At 48.1% G+C, this 23,814-nt stretch carries 14 protein-coding genes; 4 read left to right on the top strand and 10 right to left on the bottom strand.

Going from position 1 to position 23,814, the window contains the following annotated elements; all coding sequences use genetic code 11:
• Positions 1–17: 17 nt before the first annotated feature.
• The 6 genes from T495_RS0114430 to T495_RS0114405 are packed head-to-tail and all read right to left on the bottom strand — an operon-like array spanning position 18 to position 12,413.
• Complete coding sequence (locus T495_RS0114430) at positions 18–2,222, bottom strand: glycoside hydrolase family 2 TIM barrel-domain containing protein (RefSeq protein ID WP_033149188.1); 2,205 nt, start codon at positions 2,220–2,222, stop codon at positions 18–20.
• Positions 2,223–2,224: 2 nt separating this feature from the next.
• Positions 2,225–4,606 (bottom strand): glycoside hydrolase family 2, encoded by a 2,382-nt coding sequence (locus T495_RS0114425; RefSeq protein WP_033149187.1) that lies wholly within the window; start codon positions 4,604–4,606, stop codon positions 2,225–2,227.
• Between the two features lie 2 nt (positions 4,607–4,608).
• Positions 4,609–6,924, bottom strand: a complete 2,316-nt coding sequence (locus T495_RS0114420; protein WP_033149186.1) for an alginate lyase family protein — start codon at positions 6,922–6,924, stop codon at positions 4,609–4,611.
• 9 nt (positions 6,925–6,933) lie between these two features.
• Complete coding sequence (locus T495_RS0114415; RefSeq protein ID WP_155993717.1) at positions 6,934–7,533, bottom strand: hypothetical protein; 600 nt, start codon at positions 7,531–7,533, stop codon at positions 6,934–6,936.
• Positions 7,534–7,563: 30 nt separating this feature from the next.
• A complete protein-coding gene (locus tag T495_RS0114410; protein WP_033149184.1) occupies positions 7,564–9,237 on the bottom strand; it encodes a RagB/SusD family nutrient uptake outer membrane protein in 1,674 nt (557 codons plus the stop codon).
• Positions 9,238–9,275: 38 nt separating this feature from the next.
• Positions 9,276–12,413, bottom strand: a complete 3,138-nt coding sequence (locus T495_RS0114405) for a TonB-dependent receptor (RefSeq protein ID WP_033149183.1) — start codon at positions 12,411–12,413, stop codon at positions 9,276–9,278.
• 263 nt (positions 12,414–12,676) lie between these two features.
• Between T495_RS0114405 and T495_RS0114400 the strand changes: the two genes are divergently transcribed.
• Positions 12,677–15,406, top strand: a complete 2,730-nt coding sequence (locus T495_RS0114400; RefSeq protein WP_033149182.1) for a triple tyrosine motif-containing protein — start codon at positions 12,677–12,679, stop codon at positions 15,404–15,406.
• 114 nt (positions 15,407–15,520) lie between these two features.
• Positions 15,521–16,420, top strand: coding sequence for an AEC family transporter (locus T495_RS0114395; protein WP_231480211.1), 900 nt, complete (start codon positions 15,521–15,523; stop codon positions 16,418–16,420).
• Here T495_RS0114395 and T495_RS0114390 read toward each other — a convergent pair.
• Positions 16,365–17,558, bottom strand: coding sequence for a ComEC/Rec2 family competence protein (locus T495_RS0114390; RefSeq protein ID WP_051523031.1), 1,194 nt, complete (start codon positions 17,556–17,558; stop codon positions 16,365–16,367). The genes T495_RS0114395 and T495_RS0114390 overlap by 56 nt on opposite strands.
• Positions 17,559–17,679: 121 nt before the next feature.
• Between T495_RS0114390 and T495_RS0114385 the strand changes: the two genes are divergently transcribed.
• Positions 17,680–18,672 carry a TerC family protein gene (locus tag T495_RS0114385; protein ID WP_231480210.1) on the top strand — a complete coding sequence of 331 codons (993 nt, stop codon included), beginning with the start codon at positions 17,680–17,682 and terminating at the stop codon, positions 18,670–18,672.
• Positions 18,673–18,674: 2 nt separating this feature from the next.
• Complete coding sequence (locus T495_RS0114380) at positions 18,675–19,739, top strand: M20 family metallo-hydrolase (protein WP_028903374.1); 1,065 nt, start codon at positions 18,675–18,677, stop codon at positions 19,737–19,739.
• Positions 19,740–19,742: 3 nt separating this feature from the next.
• Here the strand turns inward: T495_RS0114380 and T495_RS0114375 are convergent, their stop codons facing one another.
• The 3 genes from T495_RS0114375 to T495_RS0114365 are packed head-to-tail and all read right to left on the bottom strand — an operon-like array spanning position 19,743 to position 23,814.
• Positions 19,743–21,359, bottom strand: a complete 1,617-nt coding sequence (locus T495_RS0114375) for a murein hydrolase activator EnvC (protein WP_369793262.1) — start codon at positions 21,357–21,359, stop codon at positions 19,743–19,745.
• Positions 21,359–22,222, bottom strand: coding sequence for a DUF4292 domain-containing protein (locus tag T495_RS0114370; RefSeq protein WP_081773296.1), 864 nt, complete (start codon positions 22,220–22,222; stop codon positions 21,359–21,361). Before T495_RS0114370 ends, T495_RS0114375 begins: the two co-directional genes overlap by 1 nt.
• Positions 22,222–23,814 (bottom strand): tetratricopeptide repeat protein, encoded by a 1,593-nt coding sequence (locus T495_RS0114365; protein WP_231495125.1) that lies wholly within the window; start codon positions 23,812–23,814, stop codon positions 22,222–22,224. The genes T495_RS0114370 and T495_RS0114365 overlap by 1 nt, the downstream gene beginning before the upstream one ends.

Genomic DNA, 23,814 nt, shown 5'->3' with positions numbered 1-23,814 from the left:
TTTCGGATGCAAATATACTACTTTATTTTGAATTCAGCACGTATTATATCAAAAAAAGCTGTTTGATATGTCCGAACATAAACGATACACTCCCCCGAAGCATCAATACGCACTACGGCACGACCATTGGCTGCCTGAATACGACTGGAACCGGTAACCGTTCCCTCGTTCTGATGAAGATATCCATCGCCAACAAGCGAGAATTCAATCCAATCCTTTGAATCCAGGCATGGCACACCATGGGCATCACAGATCTGAGCCGTCAGCAGCCCGTCAGCATAACTCAGTTTGACTTGTGCTGGTGTTCCCCATTTCTCGGTTTGATACGTGCAAATGATTTCGTCGGAAAGTTCGGCTGACACAGCACGGATATGATTGGTACCGGTTGCCAACGGCACATACCAATGGAAGCCCTGTGCAGGATAATCGCTGATTCGACGCTGTTTCTTACCATACGATTTGCCATTCACGAATAGTTCCACCTCTGGCTGATTGGAATAGACCAATATTTCTTTTGCCTCGCCCTCGTTACCCCAGCGGATTGGCCAAGAGTGGCCGTAGATATGAAGCATAGGGTTGGTCGACCAATACGACTGAAAAACAAAATAGCTCTCCTTGAGTGTACCATCGCGCTGGCAGACGCCCTTCTGATTGACATAAGGAATAGGATTATTAGGACGTAAAGGGGTGCAGAAATCCTTAAAGGTCCAGAAGGCTGAGCCCGTAAGACTATCCATCTGCGCCTGCTCTTTCAAGTGCCAATCGAACAGGCGTACGATATAGCTCTCTGACCAATCGCCATGGCGGTCGCCTGCCTCGATATCGAAGCCACCCTCGGCATGACGCCCAGCATGGCTATCACCTCCCCACTCAGCATGCAGGAAATGGGGGAAACGCTCGATGGCCGACTGCTCCATGGTACGGTAGTCGGCAAAACGTCGGGTGTACCAACCCGCCCAGATGGAAGGCGAATAAACATCAACGATATCCGCACAGAAATCACAACGGCGGATGGTGGTTTTGCGGCCCGGATCAAGTTGGTGGGCCAAGGTGTTCAGCGAGGTCATCAACTGCCTGATACCAACCGTATCGACCTTATCCGAGAAATCGCCAGGCCAGTCGTTCTCATTGCCCAATCCCCAAAGGATTATAGAGGGATGATGACGGTGCTGGGTAATCATATTGGTCAGCATGCGACGAGCCTGCGCCTGATAGCGTTCGCCACCCACGCCACCACGACACCAGGGGATTTCCTCCCACACCAGCAAACCCAACGAATCGCAAAGTTGTAATACGAGGTCGCGCTGCTGGTAATGCCCCAAACGGATAAAGTTGGCCCCCATATCCTTAATCTGTTGCATCTCGCGACGAATTTGCTCATCGGTCATGGCTGCTCCTACCCCAGCATGGTCTTCATGACGGTGCGTGCCATTGAGCAGCAAGCGCCGACCATTAAGATAGAACGGCCCGTGCTTCTTGAACTCGAATGAACGAAAGCCGAAACGCTTCTCAATCAGCTGCTCTCCATAGCGGATGCGAGCCGTATAGAGCTGGGGATGGTCCACATCCCAAAGCGCAGGATGCTTGATGACGATAGGCTTGTGGTTGTCGCCCTTGTAAACACACTTACCATTGGGAGAAAACAACTCCACCAGTAAAGGATACTGAGGAGAGATGGTGACCACGTTGTCACTGACATCGATACAGACATCATCGACGTACGTCTCAGGCATATATAGCAAATTGACAGGGCGGTAGAGTCCGCCATAGAGACAGAAGTCGGACAGATTGGATGGTATCATCTGTACATCACGACTATTATCACAACGAACCACCAATGGCAATGGGCCATTGCCAAACCGTGAGAGATCGACCGTCCAACAGTCGTAGCCGCCCACATGCGATCCGACCAGAACCGTATCAACATACACCTCTGTCTTCTGACCTGCGCCCTCAAATTCCAACAACGTATGACCATTGGGATATGGATTATCTACCTGTAGTGTAGTACGATACCAGCCTACCCCTTGATAGTATTTCACATCGGGATCGACTCCATCCTGCGCATTGTAGCAATGCGGCAGATTAACGGTTTTCCATGAATTCATCAAATCCTGACGAGAGAAATGCCAGTTATCATCTACACAGAGTTTAACCTGTGCAGTAGCTGTAGTAGCTACCACACAGGCGGACAATATGAATTGTAAAGTTTGCTTGTACATAACTATAGTTTCCTGATTTTGATTCCAGACAAACAATCGTGCACACCAAACGGTAGCAACAAATAGCCATCGGTATTATCGACAAAGTAACGGCGACGCACAGCGATACCACCGCCACGGGTATCCTGGCGCCCCAGCAGATAGGCACTCGAAGCTTGCGATTTACGGGTATCGACAGATAGGAGTTCAATCTCATAGCTCCCAATGGGCACATCGAAACGATAAGCCTGCATTCCCTCACGCATAGTCTGGTAGAGCGGTACATCGGGCGTCAGGAGTATCTCCTTCTGCGTTTGAATCGCCTTGCCACCGATATAGCCCCAACTACCCTCACGGTAAGGCTGGTCAGGCAGCCAAGTCAGTCCGGAGGCATCTGATTGGAAATAGCAGTTACTACCTACATTCACAGCAATCTCGTCCGACGGCTGACAATATTTCACCGTTGCCACATCCTCATGAGTTCCTGTACCTGCCCGCAAGGTGTTGACACCATCAAAGAATGAAACAACAAACACAGCCTGGCAGTTTACCACTTTTTTCCGACCTAACGACTGTCCATTATGTATCAGTTCTATCGTGGGCTGATTAGTATATACCTTGACAGGCATCTTGCGCTCAAACGAACAACGGTCGGGCCAATCACTAACGGCGATATGTACCACAGGGCGTTGAACCCAGTTGGCTTGGAAATAATAATACACATCCTTAGGCTGTCGAGCGTTAGTAACCACCCCCTTGTTGTTGATTCGTGGCATCGACTCATCGCGGTTGGCCGAGGCGAAGTCGATAAAATTCCAATATGCCGCCCCACACACATAGGGTGTCTGTTCGATGACCGGCAGATAATGTTCAACATAGCGCTGTTGATACGACATCGAAAAATCGAAAGCCACCGAATTTGTTGGGTTATGTAAACGCAGGTCGCTACCAGCCCCATACTCGCTGACGATAATGGGATGGGAAGGCTGCTGGCGATATTGGCGTTCGAGGAATCGCTCGAAATCAGTCATATCCGAACCATACCATCCCTGATAGAGGTTCCAGCCTACAACCTGAGGAATATCGCTCAACCCCACCTTATTATAATCATTGCTACCATGAAAAGCCATCACGCTGAAACGGGTACTATCTTCTTCGTGCACAACCTGCTCCAACCTTCGAGCCAGCGCGAGTGTTCGTTGGATGGCAGCATCGAGTTGCACACCTTGATAACGGCGTTGTGTCTGAAGCAGAATCTCATTCATGTATCCCCAGAGGATAATAGATGTATGACTCTTATGTTGACGAATCATCTCGCGCAACTGGCGCACGCAGTTTGCAGCAAAAGTCTCACCCTCAGGCACAACATCCACCACGGGGATTTCTTCCCACACCAACATACCCTCGCGATCGCACAATTCGAGCAAGGCATCATCCTGTGGATAATGTGCCAAGCGCACGAAGTTCACCCCCATCTCCTTCATCAGTCGGAAGTCACGGCGATGCTGGTCGTCATCGAGTGCGATGCCATACGGTTTCTGGTCTTGATGGATACACACTCCATGCAGTTTATAAGGTTTGCCATTCAGCAGAAATCCCTTCTCTGCATCGAATGCATACGAACGGACACCCACTGAGCGCTGCTGGCGATCGTATTCCGTCTTACCGTTCTTACTCTGCAGTAGCGTGACAACCTTATATAGATATGGTGATTCGGGCGACCAGAGATGCGGTTGTTTGGGTAAAGGCAGAACCTGACGTGTGGTAGCACTAGCACGACAATGAGCCTGAGCTATGACATGCCCTTCGGCATCCTGCAACACACTAACCACCTGGCAGCCATCGGGGGCAGAAACTTTACAATCAACAGTGACCTGATGAAGATTGGCTGTGACATTCACTCCATCAACCACATCAAAATGCTGTGGTGTCTTCTCTATCAGCCATACATCGCGATAGATACCACCCATGAAAGTAAAGTCGGCCGAAACAGGCGTTATCGTCTCATCAGCATTCGACACTTTTACTTGCAAGGTATTACTTCCTTCTCGTAAATATGGGGTTAGGTTAAATGCAAAAGCGGTATAGCCACCAACATGCTGGCCAATGGCCTGCCCGTTAACCAACACATCAGCACGTTTGAAGGCAGCATCGAACTTCAGCCACGTCTGACGACCAGCCGGGTGCCACACGAAGGAGCGCTCATAAGTAAAACATCCCTGACGATAATCCTTCACTGTATAAGCATCGGTATTCCAGGTATGCGGTAGCTTTATCCTCTGTCCTTCAAACGTCCAACCATCATTGATGGTCTGAGTCAGATGCCCCTCACCCATCACAGGCTGTGCATCTGACCGACCAATCAATGAAACAAATAATAATAACAAATATAACCTAACTAACATAACTACATTCTTTTTGAGCGATGCAATGCCTCCAGATAATAATAGTCGGCATAGTTGATAGGCACATCGATCTCATCTTTGGCAGGATAGTTGCCTGTTGAATGGAGGAGTAGAAAGCCTTGCATGGTACCAGGTTGAGGCTGATATCCTGATTCCAAAGACAAGATGATATGATTGGCAATACGTCGATATTCCTTGGCCAATGCAGCATCAGAATAAGTAGCCAACTCATACAAGCCTGAAGCGAATACAGCGGCTGCCGAGGCATCACGAGGTGCATTGGGAATCTGAGGATCACGCATATCCCAGTAGGGTATCATATCCTGAGGCATATCTTTCTGCGAGAAAAAGAACTTGGCAATCTTCTGAGCCTGACGCAAATAAGCCTCATCGTGGGTATAGCGATAGCACATGGTAAAGCCATACAAGCCCCAAGCCTGACCACGGCTCCAGACAGACTCATCAAACAATCCCTGATGAGTGATACGTTTGATGACCTTGCCATCCTCTGGATTGTAATCCACCACATGATACGACGAGCCATCCTCACGGAAATGATGGGCCATCGTGATATTGGCATGACTCACAGCCATCTGAAAATAGCGCTTGTCGTTAGTCAGTCTGGAAGCCTCGAATAAGAGCTCGAGATTTATCATATTGTCGATAATAACCGCATACTGCCAACGATCGGGGGTACCCCAGCTCCAGCTACGGATACAACCAACCTTCTCGTTGAAACGAGTGGCAAGCGTCTTAGCCGACTGAATGATAACATCACGATAGGACTGCTCACCCGTGAGTCGATAAGCCTGACCAAACGAGTTATACATCATAAAACCAAGGTCATGGGTACCTTTATGGTGTTTTACCTCCTCTATCTTCCAGGTGTTCGACACAGCCTTCTCGCGCCAGAACGGATCGTGCGAGTACTCATACATCTGCCAAAGAGAACCTGGAAAGAAACCTGAGCACCAGTCGTACATACCCACCAAACGTAATGAACCGTCTTTCTCAACACAGCGAGGCATGAACTTCGACTTGTCCTTTTTCTCTTTTCTGGCCTGTTCCGTATTCTTCAACAGGAATCGCAACTGGGTATCGGCGGCCGCAAAGGCATGGTCAGCCTTATCGGGCTGGTAATACAACAGAAAGAAACGATCAGAGAAACGCTTTATCATATGCTGTTGGGCCAATTGCAGATAATCAGTACGCTGCGGATGCAGCAACCAGAGTCGATAGAGATCCTGCGCAAACAGATTCTGTTTGTAATCCCACTCTCCTATCTGCTGATAGGGCCACTGCTCAACCTGCTTTCCTAAATACTTAGCAAGGAAATCAGCCGCTTTCTCCAACAAGGGGAGCGCCTCGGGCTGCAACTCGAAGGAAACAGAACGGGCAATCTGGAACACGTCGATGATATGACTCAGATTATACTGCGAATAACCAAACGCCAGTGTACGTCGGAGTTCACGAGGCTGTCGACCGTCGCTGTTGATCTGTGGCTCCATCCGTTTTGTGTAAAACTCACCCAGATATTGATTCATCACCTTTTGGTTGCCCACATATTTGGCATAGGCAATTACCTGCACATCATGAGCCGTAGAGTGGTTGTTCAGCTGCTGACCTTCCTCAATGCCTTGTTCACTGGTCAGAATCCAATTCAGAAACTGCGAGAACCATTGTTTCAGCACCTTGGAATCCTTGGAAGTCATCGATTTAGAGTGTTCCAGCAGTTGTACGGCATCAAGCATCTCGACCAATGAATAGCCATCGATGACACCATAGCAACGTCCTCTCCCATCGAACTTGCCAGGAATAGTCTGGGCATAGTTCAGATTGGGATTCATACGTGTGGACTTATTAAGGAACCACACGCGAAGCTGTTCAACAGCCTTCTGTGCATAGCGTTCATCGTTGCTGAAGAACCAAGCCAACGAAAGCGTGGTAACACGTCCTGCCATCTCTGCCAGTTTGGGACGATCGTATCTCTCCAGTTCTGGATTCGATACACCATCACGTGCCACATAAGGCAGACCATCAGGCTGATTGGGGTCAGGCCAGTAGTAGCGCGACAAACTGAGGTAATCATGCTTATCGCCACTGGCTGCTGCTTTTTCTTTCATCATCACCGATACTGGTTCAGCCTGTAGTTGTCTGTCAGCCTCCTTAATCAGCTGGTGATAAGCCGTAGCATAGGCCGGCTGTTCCAGGCAGGATTTTACTTGGGTCAGGTGCGCGCCGTCCCAAATGGACTGCGCACCTGCCTGCATAACTAACAAAACCAACTGTATGAATACAACTAACCTAAACTTCTTCATATCATGAAATTACTTAATCGAAACTTTTACTTTGTAGTTCTGTGTAAAGCAATGCACTTCATACAGACTGTTGATATTGTTGGGCGTGTAAATGACGCCATCTGCCGAACCGTTCGATATTTTCACTTTACCATCAACATCCACATCCTTGGGATCGAAGGTGGTTACGTTGACATCGCCAGTTGTGCCATTCAGAGCCTTGAAATAGATACTCTGTACACGATGGTTATCAGTTTCATCGGGGCCAGTGAGTTGCCATTTCATCGTGAATGCGCCATTGGCATCTGGTTGCAGCGGATTACCATTAGCATCGACAATCTGGAAATCGGTGCCCAGTGCCAAATTGGTATCCACATAATAGTAAGCCTCTGCGTCGAAAGTACGCGAGCCAGCACACCAGAACTGTACAGGAATATCAATTGTCTGCCCCTGATTAACGGTATAGGCAACCTTATTGTCTAATTTACCCCAATCCTGGAATCCGAAATAGAATACATTCTCTGTTTCGGGGTTGTCGTTACCCCACGCATCGTCGCCACAGCTTGAGAGCGACATGCCAACGATCATCATGCAAGCGGCACATGCGATCTGATATAATATCTTTTTCATAAATACGTTCTTATTAGTTTGTTTGATTGTTTACCATCCTGGATTCTGAACAACATTGCCATCAGATGTAGCAATCTCGTAGGTTGGGATGGGATAATAATAGTCCTTATTAGGATTAAAAGAGCGGGCGCCAGCCTCCTCAATCACATAGATATCGGCTTGGTCGCAAACCTTCTGGCCCTTGTACATACCACCCTCGGTAGTCAGGCGACTCTGCAAATCCTCGCGCTGGGCATTGGTATCGTCCTCATTGTATTTCAAACCAAGCATAGTGACAGGCAGTACCTGCTCAGCTATCTTCCAACGAATGATGTCGTTGTAACGCAAGCCCTCGTCGATAAACTCCACTAAACGCTCACGACGAATCTCATCAAGAATATTCAGGCCGTTCTGCTGAGCAAAGCTATTGGTCAACTTTGCCTCAAATCCACTACGGGCGCGAACGGCATTCACTGTCATGTTCAACTGTTCATCGGTAATGCTACCATTCAGTTCATAGAGAGCTTCTGCGTATGAGAGCAGAACCTCAGCATAGCGGATTACCATCTTATCAACAGTCTCCTTGCTATTAGTAGTCCATTCGTCGATCATGAAGCCCTTCTTGATACCATAGCCATTGCCATGCTGGTTGCTAAAAGGCATGTAGCCCCCCTTATAAGCCTCTTCGTTCTTATGATAGATGGTCATAGCCAGACGAGGATCGCGGTTCTCAAAGATATCGTCGTAATGCGTTTCAGGAATCATAGCCAGTGTACTCTTCTCACGAGGTAGACCATCGGTATAGAGATACTGGTCGATAGCTTGACGAGTCACGCTGACACCATTCTCCAACTGGCGAGAGTTACCATGCGAAATGGTAGCACCTGCACCATTAGGACCATACACCTTCACAAACACGTTTTCCTTGTTCTGACGCCCCTCACCATCGAAGTAGAACAGTTTCTGATAGTCGGGATACAAGGCATGCTTTCCGCTGTTGATGAGACGTTCTGCCGCATCGACAGCTATTTGGAGGTGTGTCTTTGGGTCGCTGGACAGACTGTGATACTTTGAGAAGGTTCCCTCATAGAGTCCGATACGCATCATCAGCGCACGAGCAGCAGACTTGGATACACGTCCCCAGTCGGACTCGCTGCTTACAGCATCAATCTCTGGCAACCACTCTTCAGCAAAACGCAGATCCTTATAACACTGCTGGACGACCTCTTCTCTTGGGGTGCGTGCCATTTTGATATCCGGATCGCTGGTAGAGTCGAAAGCCTTCAGAATCAAGGGCACGTCGCCATATTTCTTCACCAAATCGAAGAAGTGGAAAGCACGAAAGAAATAAGCTTCGGCCGTCCAGCGATTCTTCTGGGCATCAGTCAATGGAGCCACACTACCCTTAGCTATGATATTATTACATACACCTATTCTATTATAAGGGTTTGTCCAGTCGCTCGATGTTGAGGGCAGACTCCAGTTACCACTCGATGTACCATTGGCTGATGTACCGATGATATCGTCGGCACGACGGTCGTGGTCGAAACCAGGCAGGTCGACATACAATTTATTGCAAGCGCCACGCAGGTCTGTCTCACTCTGCCAGAATGTATTATCAGCCAGTGTGGTCTCAGGCAGACGATCGAGTTCACACCCCGTCAGCAGCATCATACAACAGACAGCACCTGCTACATATATGGATTTGAGGATTATCTTTTTCATAACTCTTTCTTATTTCATTATTCAATATTCGTTATTCATTATAAAGTTATATTCACACCGAAAGCCCATGTTCGGAAGAAAGGATAGTAGTTACGTCCAACATTATTGCCCGACTCAGGATCGAACACCTTCAGGATGTCAGACTTCTCCCAGACATCGCTACCGCTGATGTAAACACGCAGTTTCTGGATGTAACGCTTTGAGACAGGAATGGTATAGCCAAGCGTAACATTCTTCAGACGCAGATAAGCTGCGTTCTGCACCCATTTGTCTGATGGCTGGAAGTTGAACATATCGCCATTGTAATTGTAAAGACGTGGCCAGAAGGCATCTGGGTTATCTTCGGTCCAGTAGTCGCGATGGATAGTCCAAGGCATCTGATGGGTGCGGCCGAAGGGGGCGATAGCTTCTGTATCTATAAGTAGTTTGCGTTTTCCAACACCCTGAAACATCATCGCGAAATCGAAGCCTTTCCACTGAGCAGAGAGGTTCAGACCATAGAGATAACGTCCATTGGCATCACCCAGATAAACCAAATCGCCGTGGTTTTCCTTTGTTCCATCGCCGGCACCTACCTGATGACCTATGTTTCCATCCTTATCTGGCTGAGTGAGGTAGCGTACATCGCCACCGCCCACCTTTCCATCGCTGAACGACTTGTAGCCTGGATGTTCTTCCTTATACTGCTTATATTCTTCAAGACTGCTCCAATAGCCATCGGTCTTATACCCCCAGATGGTATTCAAGGCATAGCCCTCGAGCAAGCCAACTGTTCCTGCAGAAATCACATCGGCACCATCATACTCCATCAGCTTGTTCTGGGCATCAGAGATATTGAAGGCCACCTGATATCTGAAGTCGCCGATTCGGTCGTTCCATTTCACTTCGAACTCCCACCCCCAAGTCTTCAGCTTACCAACATTCACATTAGGGATACCAATACCGATGGTATGAGGTAACTGGAGTTTAGACAACATGTCGTTATTGTACTTCCAATAGTAGTCGAACGAGGCATTCAGTCGACCATTTAACAGACCGAGGTCAACACCCACATTCGTTGTCTCGATGGTCTCCCAGGTTTTATCCTTTGAAGCCAACTGACTCTGATAGTACGACTTCTCGCCCATATAGACCGTGCTCTGTGAGATGGTTGGGATATAATCATAGAGACCTAAGATAGCACCATTACCCAACTGACCCCATGAAGCACGCAATTTCAGATTGCTAACCCAATCGAGCTTGAACCACGTCTCCTGGCTGACACGCCAAGCAGCTGATACAGATGGGAAGGCCTTCCAACGCTTCTCTGGAGCCAGACGTGAAGAGCCGTCGTAACGGATGTTGGCCTCAAGCAGATAGCGATCGGCATAGTTGTAATTCAGACGACCGAAATACGACATCATCGACCAAGGGGCGATGTTATCACTCAGAGAGGTATTGGTAGCCTCAGCTGAATCATAGTAGTTGAACGAATAGAAATCGTTAGAGTTCATATTCTTGGCAGTAGCCGAGAACTCATCTTTGCGATAGTTTTCATAGGAAGTTCCAGCCAACAATTTGATGTTGTGTTTCTTCACGTCGAACTCATAATTTACGGTAGCCTCGAACAGATCATGATAATCATTGTTCTTGATACGATAGAGCTGATTCGGATCGTTGTACGACTGACGCTTATTATTACCAGTCATGCCATACCAAACAAGATAGTGACGCTCTGTGCGACCGGTATAGTAACCAGCCCGGCGACTGGCATTAAGATTAATACGCAGCCCTTTTACCAGATTCTTAATAGTCAGGTCGCCCTTGCCGATAAAGCTCTCATAAAGAGTCTCAGCCTGTCCACCCTCTTTCATCAGTTGGATGGCATTGAACTGCAGGTCGCCATTATAAGGATTCACATCGTAGTTCACGTCCTCAGTAGGATTGTACAATAACTGACGAGCACGAGATCCATAGAGATTGTTCAGAATAGCACCTGCACCAGCCGATGGTGCATTGTTCTTCTTTGACTGATACTGCATGTTTACGCCGACTGCGATATACTTATTAAGTTCGGCATTCACTTTCGCATGCAGATTCACGCGTGTATTGTCGTTCTTACCATACTTCAGCATACCATTCTTATAGAAATAGTTGCCAGAAATAAGGTAGTTGATACTCTTGGAACCACCTGATACAGAAATGCTATGATTGGTTTGGTCAGAATGGTTGCGTGTACCCTCGTCGACCCAATTGGTAGCCGAGAACTGATCCCAACGACCATTGGAGTTATTAGGACGATAGTTGAAGTTGCGGTTACCAACCCAACTTGACTGCTCCGGGTTCCATTCTGGTTTACCTCCCTGATTCTGACGACCAATATTAATCCACTCCTGCTCCTCCCAGGCCGGCAAACGTTCTGGCATATTGCCAGGCAGGTTGGTAGCATAGTAACCGCTATAGCTGATTTTGGGTTTACCCTCGCCACCATTCTTTGTGGTCACCAGCACAACTCCGGCAGCAGCACGAGCACCATAGATAGCACAAGCTGCAGCATCCTTCAGTACAGAAATACTCTCGATATCATCGGCATTGAGCAACGATAAATCGCCTTCTACACCATCAATCAACACAAGTGTTGAGGTAGAGTTGACCGAAGAAAAACCACGGATACGCATACCGCTGGTCTCGCTGCCTGGCTCACCACTGCTACGCAGTACTGCAACACCAGGCAGTTCACCCTGCATTGCATCGAGCACATTACTCGATGGCTTAGCAGCCAGTTTTTCACCATCCACAGCCGATACTGCACCTGAAAGGTTTACCTTCTTCTGTGTGCCGTAACCCACAACAACCACTTCTGTCAAGGTTTTGTCGTCTTCAGTCATCAGAATAGTACCCTGTGCCTTGGCTACGGGCAACGACAAGCTCTTGTAACCAATAAATGTAAGCTGAATGGTAGCTCCATTCTTGACGCTTGTGAGAGAGAACTGACCATCAAAATCGGTCACAGTACCATTCGAGGTACCTTTTTCAAGTACACTGACGCCAATCATAGGTTCACGCGTGCTGGCGTCGAGCACGGTTCCCTTAATGGTTTGGTTACCTTGTGCCCAGACACTGGCTCCCATCAGTAACCACATGCAGCAGCTTAGTACCAGCTGCATGCCTCTTGTTGACAATGTTTGTTTTCTCATATAAACAGGTATATTAGTTTGAAAATAAAAATTGATGCCGCAAAAGTAAGTCAAATCTTCATGCATTACAAACTTTCTGCCACATCACGATTACTACAAACAACATTTATCACTACATCAATGATTTCTCATCAAAACGCTATCTCGTTAATAGTCAGCGTGTTCTATTATATAACCATTACATCAAAGTTTCAAAAGAAATATCTCATTATTGTTGCACGATTCGGATATATTGCTTATCTTTGCCGAAAAATAGAATAGGTATGAGGAAATGGCTGTTAACACTAATGACTGTTGCAACACTGCAGACAATGGCCCAGACGCCTTGGCAAAGAGCAGTGGTGAACCATTCGCGTCAGTCGTACCATTCTGGTAACCAGAACTGGCAGATTGCGCAGAGCATGGAAGGGTGGATGTATTTTGCCAACAACAACGGACTATTGGAATATGATGGTGCCAACTGGAACACCTATCCACTGCCTGGCAACACCAAGGTAAGATCGGTATTATCAGTGGGCGACACCATCTATGTGGGTGCCTTAGGCCAATTCGGATGTTTTGTCAGAAACAGCAAAGGCAAGTTGATTTACCACGACCTGTCAGGGCAGATAGGTCAGAAGGAGCAGGTAAACGTCTGGCACATACACCGCATCGGTAACGATATCTACTTCCAGACCGACGGCACTTTCTACATCAATGATTACCAGACACGCCTGCCCAGCCACCCTGGCGTACACTATTCGACGGTAGTCTACAACAAGTTGTATCTCACCTCATCAAAATCAGTTTCAGTGCTGGTAGGGCAACAGTTTGTGCCACTTAGCGGTATCGATATCCGCGAAACCTCAGACATCGTAGCTATCCTGCCTTGGCAACAACAACTGCTGATGGTAACCAGTCAGAAAGGTCTGTACCTCTATGGCAACAACCGCTTGCAACCATTTACGCTCGAAGGATGCAGGATTCCTGAGGGATTACAGTTATCGTGCGCAGCACTCTCCGGATCGACCTTGGCATTAGGGACCCTGCGCGATGGTGTAATACTTCTGGATCTGGCTAACCGTACCGTCGACAGAATCTCTACTAACAACGGTCTGCAGAACAAGACAGTGCTCTCTGCCTCCTTTGATGCCGACCAGAATCTGTGGTTAGCACTCGACAACGGCCTTGACTGTATACAACTCCAATCACCATTACGATTCCTTAATAGCCGACAGTCACCCATCGGCAGCGGCAACTGCAGTGTAACCTATCAAGGCAAACTTTACTTTGGCACCAACCAAGGATTATATGTGATGGCCAATCAGCAAATCAGCTTTATTGAGGGTACAGGCAGTCAGGTGCTCTGTCTCGACACCATCGGCGGTCAACTATTCTGTGGCGGTCGACAGTTCTTCCTGAACATCAACGGCGACCGCATCACCCGCTACGCCAATCGTGGCGTGTGGGGTGTACGACGGTTGGGAAACCATCCTGATGTACTGCTGACAGGCTCTTATTGGGGATTACGCCTGATGCGTCAGACACCACAAGGTTGGACGATGGCAGAAGAGGTGAAGGGAGCCGACATATCAGCCAAGACCTTCTATATAGAAGATGTGACAGATGCTGTCTGGGTGGCAAACAAGGAGAAAGGCCTCTACCGCCTAACCCTCTCTGACAATCTGCAGAGCGTCAGGACCAAGAAATGCTATAACTCAGCAGATCTGCCTAAGGGCGATAATGTACATATCGCTAAGATTGATGGTGAAATGGTTATCGCCAGTCGCCAGGGCTTATTCCGCTATGACGCAGCACACGACCAGTTAGTACGTCATATCGCACTCGAGAAACGCCTGAGCGGTACAGCAGCCTATACCTATATCTATCAGTCGCCCGATGACCAGATCTGGTATGCCACCGATGGTGCCATGCACGTGAGCGACGGCAAGTTACATCGCAGCTATCTGAACGACTGTCTGATGGCCGATTTCGAGAGTGTCAGTTTCACCAACCACCACCAAGCCGTAATAGGTACAGAAGATGGTTTTGCGTTGCTTGAGAACCAGCAACCACAGGATACGGCCCGTATCATCCAACCATACATACGTCGCATCGTCATTGGCAACGGCACCGACACACTCTACTACAAAGCAGCGAGTCCGCAGATTAAGTGGGCCAACAATTCGATACGTTTCGAATACAGTGCCAACAGCTACGATCCTACGCAGACCGTGCGATTCAGCTATTGGCTCGAAGGCTCTGGCGAACGCAATTGGAGCCCCTTTACCCGTTTACATATCAAGGAGTACACTAATCTGCCCGAGGGACATTACGTGTTCCATGTAAAGGTTGTCACCTCCGATGGCAGTGAGGGCGGCATAACCAGTTTCGAATTCACTGTTCTGCCGCCATGGTATCGTTCGTGGTGGGCCTACACCTTATATATAATAGGTATCCTGGCAGCACTCTACGTCATGTACCTGCGTATTGTACAGAGCAGCCAGCGACTGATCCGCGAGAAAGACGAGAAAATCGAGAATCTTGAGGAGGAAAAACTGGAGATAGAACTGAGAGCACGACAAGATGAACTGGTGCGTTCGCGTATGAACGTGGTCCGTAAGAACGAGATGCTACAGGAAATCAAAAAGACCGCCGTAAGCATCAATAACGGACTGAACGAGGAAAATCTTCCAGCCATCAAGCGCCGCGTAGTACGATTGATTGGTCAGATTGATACCAACATCGAACACGATGAAGACCTGGAAGCCTTCCGCAGCGAGTTCGACAGTGTACATCACAACTTCCTCAAAACCCTTGGCGAACGCTTTCCACAGCTATCGCATAAGGAAAAGATGCTCTGTGCTTACCTGCGCATGAATCTGATGTCGAAGGAGATTGCCCCACTACTCAACATCTCCATCCGTGGTGTAGAAATCGCCCGCTACCGTATCCGCCAAAAGCTTGGTCTCGAACAAAAAGAAAGTCTCACTGATTTCCTCCAATCACTATAAATGCAGCGAAGCGGATTGTCCTGAGTTAAGGAATTCATGAATTAAATAAGATTTCGTCATACGCATAGTATCTATGATAGAAAATAGATGTACCTTTGCAGCATGTTTGAAGTGATGATGACATTGTTTGCCATTGTGATCGTAGGTTACGGAGCTGGCAAATTAGGTTACTTAGGAGGCGACTTCGATAGGCAATTGTCGAGGTTGGTGATTAATATGACTTGTCCGGCGCTCATTCTATCGTCGGCGATGACAGGCGAACTGCCTGATCGCGAGTATATTCTCCCATTGCTCTTGATTAGCGTGATTACATACGCTGTTCTGACGGGCGTGGCTTTTCTATTGCCACGTTACCTCACAAAGAAGAAGGACGACGAAGGCGCCATTGGCTTTGCCCTGATGTTTGGCAACGTAGGATTCATGGGCTACCCTGTGGTAGCCTCCATATTTGGTCATGAGGCCGTGTTCTATGCTGCTGTGCTGAATGTAGTGAACACCTTTGCCGTGTTTACGGTAGGTACAATCCTCATTACTGGTAAAAGCGACGTGGAACAAAAGCGATTTGAGAAAAAGGTGCTCTACTCTACCCCGATGTTAGCCTGTTATCTGACCATGCTGATTGTGGCGTTACGCATTGACAACATCCCTGAGGCCATCAGTGCTCCACTCACAATGATTGGCAACATCACCGTTCCTGCAGCCTTATTGATTATCGGCTCATCGATGTCAAACCTGTCGCTACGCTCATTATTAGGTAACACTACCGTCTATACGACCACACTCTTCCGACTGGCTATCCTGCCCATCGGCATCTATTATCTGTGCAAGGCTTTAGGGTTCGACGATTTCGTAGTCAACATCAATACAGTCGTCATTGCCATGCCCGTAGCCACCTATGGCACCATCCTCTGCCTGAAATACGACAAAGACACGACCACCATCACAGGTGTGACCTTTATCACAACGCTCGTTTCGATGGTTTCCATCCCACTAATGGTCTTATTCTTCCTATAAGCAGATAGACACAGCCTATCAGCACATAAATGAGCACCACCTGAAGCGTATTGGGGTGCAATCCCTCGACGCTCGCCCCCGGCCAGGAGGCTATTGCCTGCAAAACGGTATTCAACCATTGCACCACATATAATAACAGATATGCTACCGATGGAAACGCCAGTACCACCAATACCAGCCACAGAATAACAAAAGCCGCAGGAATGACAATAAAGTTGGTAAGCAGGAAATAGGTAGAGAAACGTCCGAAATAGTAGGCCACCAGTGGTGCCACCGCAAGTTGGGCAGAACAGGATACAGCCACCATCCCCCACATCCACTTCAACCAGCGATGCGACATCAGGAATTCGCTCGGGAATACACTCTCGAACAATGGCACGAACATCAAGATGGCCCATACCGCCATGAACGACAGTTGGAAACTCACATCAAACAGCCACGCAGGATTCCACATCAGCAGGATAATGGCCGTAAAGGCCAAGGCATTGACAGACATTCTGTTGCGATGACCGATAGAGAGCAATCCGTAAACGCTCAGCATGATGGCAGAACGCATGGCGCTAATAGGCATACCAACGAGAAACACAAATATCCATACAGCCAGCAAAAGGCATAACTGCGATACTGCCGGCCAGCGCCGACGAGGTAGAAACAGCGAGAACAGCATATAGACAATGCCCAGATGAAGGCCACTGAGCGCCAACACATGCGAAGCACCACTCACGGAATACGTTTCCTTCAAATCACGCGTCAATGCCGACTTATCGCCTAACGACATCGCCGCCACCACCGCATAGGTGTCACCATCGACGCCACCAGCCGACAAGCGCTCTAACAACACACTGCGCTGATGGATGAAATAAGTCTGACAACGTTCCAACTGCGAATCAGTCAAGGTCTCTGCTGGAGCCGACAAGTGGCGTTGCATCAGCCACATACCTAACAGTAAGCAGCACACCACGATGGCCCCCGACTGCCAATACTCAAACCTTCGCAACAGCAGCGCTATCACCACCATACCAGCCAGTACAGGGAGTATGAGTATGGGAAACGCCACATAAGTAGCAATGATGATACCTATGATCATACTCATCGCCACCAGCACCAATGGACACTTCACAAATATTCCGTTTCGCATACCAATTGACAAAAGTATAACTTATTTTCTTATTCTAAGAAAAAAACAAAATTAATTTGGCTTTTTGCTAACTAAATAGTAACTTTGCAGCCGCAAACATATAAAAATGTAAGAAATGGAAATGGTAGATATACCCCTGTGGGCGTGGATATTGTTCTACATCATGGTATTCGTGATGTTGTTCATCGACCTGAAATCTTTCGGCAAGAAAGGCCAGCACGAAGTGAGCGTATCCGAAGCCCTGAAAATGACAGCCGTGTGGATAGGTGTTTCGCTGGTGTTCTGTGGCGGCATCTATTTGTTCTATCCTGCCGCTCCGCAAGAGAAGGCGATGGAGTTCTTAGCAGGCTATCTGATAGAGAAATCGCTCTCGATGGATAATCTGTTTGTATTCCTGATGCTTTTCTCATTCTTCGGTGTTGAGCGCAAATACCAGCACGAGGTGCTGTTCTGGGGTATCTTTGGTGCCTTGGTGCTGCGCAGCGTCTTCATCTTTGCCGGCACAGCTATGATTGCCCAGTTTGAATGGATACTCGGTCTGTTTGGTATCTTCCTGATTTACACAGGTATCAAAATGTTCAGCCATAACGACGACGAACAGGTTGACCCTTCGAACAACATCTTCGTGAAGTTGTTTAAAAAATTCTTCCCTGTCACAGACCGGATGCACAAAGACAAGTTCTTCATTATCGAGAACGGCAAACGACTGGCAACCCCACTGTTTATCGCCCTTCTGGTGATTGAGACCACAGACGTAGCCTTTGCCGTCGATTCCATCCCCGCAGTATTCTCCGTGAGCCGCGATCCCTTTATCGTACTCACTTCGAATATCTTCGCCATCCTCGGCTTGCGTGCCCTTTACTTCGCCCTGGCTGCAGTAGCCAAGTATTTCACCTATCTGAAATATGGACTGGGCATCATCCTGAGCTTTGTAGGCGTGAAGATGCTCCTGGCCATGAACGAATACGTCAATGCAGCAGGCGAGATGGTTGGGCTGAACATCAACATACCACATTGGGAGATCCCAACGACCTGGTCATTGGCTGTCATTTTCGGCGTGCTGGTCATGTCAATGTTACTATCTGTATGGATATCGAAAACTAAAACTAAGTAAACATGGATTTCAGAAACTACACCAACGATGCTGTAGAACTGCTGAAGGAGCTGATTGCCATTCCCTCGGTAAGTAGAAACGAGACCAAGGCAGCCGATAAGATGGCTGACTATCTGAGGCTGTGGAACCTGCCATTTGGACGTGAAGGTAACAATCTGTGGGTAGGCTGTCCTGATTGGGACAACAATCGCCCCACCGTGATGCTGAACGCCCATATCGATACCGTAAAACCTGTTAACTCATGGACGCACGACCCATTCTGTCCAACCCAAGAAGGCGACTTGCTCTACGGATTAGGCGCCAACGACTGTGGTGGCGGACTGGTGGCATTGCTGCAAGCATATCGTATCATGCTCAACCGCCATCGCAACTATAACCTATTATGGGTTGCTTCGGCCGAGGAGGAGATTTCGGGCGTAAACGGTTTCAGCAGAGTTCTGCCCTTACTACCCAAGATAGACGTAGCTATCGTAGGCGAGCCAACAGGCATGCAGCCAGCTATCGCCGAGAAAGGTCTGATGGTGATTGACGGCTACGCCCATGGAAAATCTGGCCACGCTGCCAGAAACGAAGGCGTAAATGCTATTTACGAAGCCCTCGACGACTTGGTATGGCTTCGCGACTATCAGTTCAGAAAAGTAAGTCCGCTTTTAGGTGCAACCAAGATGACGGTAACCGTCGTTGAAGGCGGCACTCAGCATAATGTAGTTCCCGATACATTACATTTCATTATTGATGTGCGCACCAACGAATTCTACCAGAACGAATTCTTATTTAGTTTTCTCTGTAAGAAGATGACCAAGTGCGAGCTTCGTGCCCGTTCGTTCCGTCTGCACTCATCATCCATCTCGCCCGACCATCCACTTATCAGGAGATGTATCGAGCGCGGCATGCAACCCTTTGGATCACCCACTCTGAGCGATCAGGCCTTGATGCCATTCCCTTCATTCAAGCTGGGACCTGGCGAGTCAAGTCGTTCGCATGCAGCAAACGAGTTCATTAAGATTTCTGAAATAGATAACGCTATCAACACCTACATAGGATTGTTGGACGGATTGACACTTTAGTGCCTATCTGGCCAACCATCCCTCTGGGTTTAGTTTGGCGCTACCCTTGCGCAATTGGAACTGCATCAACCCCTCAGCACCCACACGACCGATGGTCTGTCGGGTGCTTACTTTTTGTCCTCGACTCACGCTGACAGATGCCAGATCGCAATATACAGACAGGTAGCTTCCATGACGCACGATGACTACCGTAGTGCCAGCATAACTGAACACAGCACTCACCTCGCCATCAAAGATACAGCGTACAGCAGCGCCTGGCTGTCCCTTGATATCGATACCTTTCTTATCAAGTGTTACATGCCCCTTCACATCTGTAACGTGATTGGTTCCAAAGTGGTTCACAATCCGATAGCCACCTACAATAGGCATAGGCAGACGGCCACGATTACTCTCGAAGTTACCACTCAGCAGGCGGTCTTCAGACGAAACCGTATAAATAGGCTCTGAAGACTTTCGTGCCTCGGCCACCTCCTTTTCATGTGCTTTGGCATCAGCAGCAGCCTTACGCTCTGCAGCAAGTCGCTCGCGCTCAGCCTCTGCAGCTGCACGTTCTGCAACAGCCTTCTCTTCAGCATTTTTACGAGCAGCAGCCGCACGAGCCTCTGCCTTCGCTTTCTCTTCTCTCGCCTTGGCCTCAGCTATTCGACGTTCGTTCTCTTTGCGGGCTGCCTCGGCAGCTGCCTTCTTTCGGGCCAATTCCTCTGCCTTTCGCTTGGCTTCAGCCTCAGCAGCCTTCCTGCGTGCTTCGGCCTCGGCACGAGCCTTGGCACGGGCTATCTCCTGAGCAATCAGACGGTCAATCTGAGCATTCAGCTCTGCATCACGTTTCTTCTGCTGCTCGATGATACCCTGAATGGTCTTCTGCTGCTTCTGCAACGAAGTAACCATCTTCTGCTGTTCTACCTGTTTCCCTTCGAGTGATCGACGCTCCATCTCATCTCTCACCAGCAGGTCGTTCTTATGTTTCTTGGTATCGGTCAGTTCATCGTAAGCCTCAGCCACCTGCGCCTTCATCGATTTCACCGCCTCTGCCTGATTCTGCTGATAAGAGGCATATTCACGCACAAAACGTAACCGACGATACATCTGCGACAGATTCTTGGCACTAAACACAAACATCATGCGACTCTGCAAATCACGGTTACGATGCATATAGCGCATCGACTTGATGAAACGCTGCTTACGCTCTTCAAGCTCACTCTCCAGATATTTCATATGAGCCTCCAACGTGTGGATATCACCATCCAGACGATTGATATCATGACGAATGGTATCAATCGACTTACGTTTATCGGCAATCTCGTTGTTGATAATCAACAAACTCTGGAGACGTTTCTTCACATCACGCTCATTAGCCTTCAGCTTGCGTTGCTGCTCTTCAATTTGCCGACGAACACGCTGTTGTTCCGTTTTCAAACTATTAACAGTAACAGGCTGTTGAGTTGAACTACCTTTTTTTGGAGTTGTCTTCTTTCTTGCGGTGGTCGACTTCTTAGCGGTGATAGTCGTACGCTTCTGGGCAGACTTTTTTTTCGCCTGCTGGGCTATAGCAGGCGAAGAAAAAGCGATGAGTGCCACCAGCACCATCACCAGATAATCTCTACGGAACACTCTACTCATCATAGAGCCATGAATCGGCGGAGTATCTCATCCACAGTTACCTCACGATATTTGTTCGACACTTCGGTACGTGGCTCCCACTCGGTATCCGTACCTAGATAGTTCAGCGTCACAGCCAATTTAACCTCCTTAGTGGGAGTTGTCAGAGTGATACCATGCTTCTTGGGGAACATCTTGCGACCAAACACCTCGTAATCAGAATAATCCCAGTTCAACTGAGTGTTACCATTGAAACGGTCCTTATAGAGAATGTTCGCCATACGGATCAGGGCAGTATTCTTACTTGCCAACCAACTGTAATCCATCTTGCCACTCTCCAGACTGATAATCATATCATCACCATTCTCAATGGTTGTGAAGTTGCCATCACCACCACTCTTCGACTTATCAAGAACCACTGTCTCGCTACCTTGGTTAGGTCTAAAAAGTTCGTTCCAGAACAAAGCCTGAAGAGCCTCAAAGTTCAGACCGCTGTTACGCAGGAAGTCAATCTGACGGTATGGTGCCTTGAGGTACTGCTTATTGATACGGTCCATAATCAGCACATAGTCCTTGGTGAATTCGAGACGTCCTGCCTCCACAAATCCGAAGGCCATCAACTGCAGACGAATCACATCATTACGTCTCATCTTCAGATTGCCAGTCAGCGTCAGTTTCTGTGGACCAACCTCGACTGAGAACTTAACCTTTGAGGTAATGAACTTTGTCGTCTGCTGATTCTCACGCACCTGTGTAACAAAGTCGGCAGTCTTCTGCTGTCCATACATCGGTATGGTCTCAGCTGCCTTCTTGTGCGATTTACACGACACCAGCACCAATGGCAATGCCAATACGGCCAATCTTACGATACTCTTTAGTTTCATTATCGATCTGTTTTTTGTTTTATTTTATCTGCATGTTCATGAATCACGGAATTGTCCTGCGACGCATCCAAATTCTGTAGAGCCTGGTCAATATAAATCTTAGCCTCTGAATAGCGGCCTAACATATAAAGGATCCAAGCATAGGTATCCAAATAGGTAGCATTCTTAGGTTCGGCCTTGATGGTCTTAAAGCTCATCTGCTCCGCCTTTGAGAGCTGCTCACCGTTTTCACTCAAGTAATAGGCATAATTGTTCAAACAGCCCATATTATCGTCTTTCCACTGCAAGCAAGAGTCATACGCCTCATATGCTTCTTTGATCTGTCCCTTCTGATGCAGGATGTCACCCATCACAGCATAGAAGTCAGAGACAATTGCCGGGTCACTATCTTCTCTGATGACACCGATACCATTCTTGAAGGCAGACAGGGCCGCATCCAAACTGTCACGACGATAGTAGGCTACACCTTGATAATAATAGAAAGCCATTTCGTCAGGATTATACTGACGGGCATCCTGGCAGAGCGAGATGACACGTTCCATATCGTCAGCCTCCCAGGCATAGCCTATCAGCTGCAAGCGGGCCGACGAATTGTCAGGAGCAATATCGAGCGCCTTGACTAACACCTTACAAATGCTGTCCTTCGGCATCTTCTTCACATTCATATACGAGGCACAGAGGAGAGCCATGTTTTCATCGGTTTGAGGCTGTTTCAGAATCTTGTCAAACAGCTGGAGAACTCTGGTACTATCGCCTCCTGCATTCTCACTGGCCGAAATCTCCTGACGGAGCAGGTGGATTTTCTCTTCCATCGTGGCATTCTTATTCAAGAGTACACGTTCTGTCAGAGAATCGGCAATCTGACTATGTCCCAAAGCCTGATGATAGGTACGATACGACATCAGCACACGATTGTTCTCTGGCTCTCCCTTCAGTATCTTATCATACACCTTCAATGCCTGTTTCAACTTACCATTCATCATCAGCGTCTCACCATACAGCGCCAGATAATTAAAATCATTGGGATACTTATCCGAGAGCGATTTGATTTCAGCAATAGCAGCCTTCTTGTTGCCCTGACGGGTATAGATTTCACTCTTAGCCACTGAGAGACGTTCGCTCTTGCCATCGATAGCCTCGATGCGATTCAGAACCTCAATAGCATGAGCATAGTCATCTACCTGCTGATAAAGCTGAAACAACATCTCCAGCAAATCCTCACGCTCCTTGTCCTGTGCATAGATCTTCTCGAAAACGGGGATGGCCGACTCGTAATCCTGCTGACGAAGATAAGCTTGCGCCAACGTTTCCAGATAAGTACCGTTATCAGGATCGAGCGAAGCCGCCTTCTGTATATACTCCAGACTTTTCTCGTTGTCCTTCAGTGCGTTATAGTATTGAGCTAAAAAGAAATAAGCCTCTGGTGCATTAGGATTAATCTCCAAACAATGGCGCAACAAATCAAAGGCGGCATCATTGTTCCCCTTCTGGCGCTGCACCATAGCCTCAAGAAAGAACTCGTCATAGGTCCGTTGCCCGTAACTAACAGTTACGGATAGCATCAGCAACAACGACAGTCCTATTTTCTTCAT

The organism is Prevotella sp. P6B1 (assembly GCF_000702825.1).
In the GTDB taxonomy this organism is placed as follows: domain Bacteria; phylum Bacteroidota; class Bacteroidia; order Bacteroidales; family Bacteroidaceae; genus Prevotella.
This window is presented reverse-complemented; position numbering and strand designations above follow the sequence as displayed.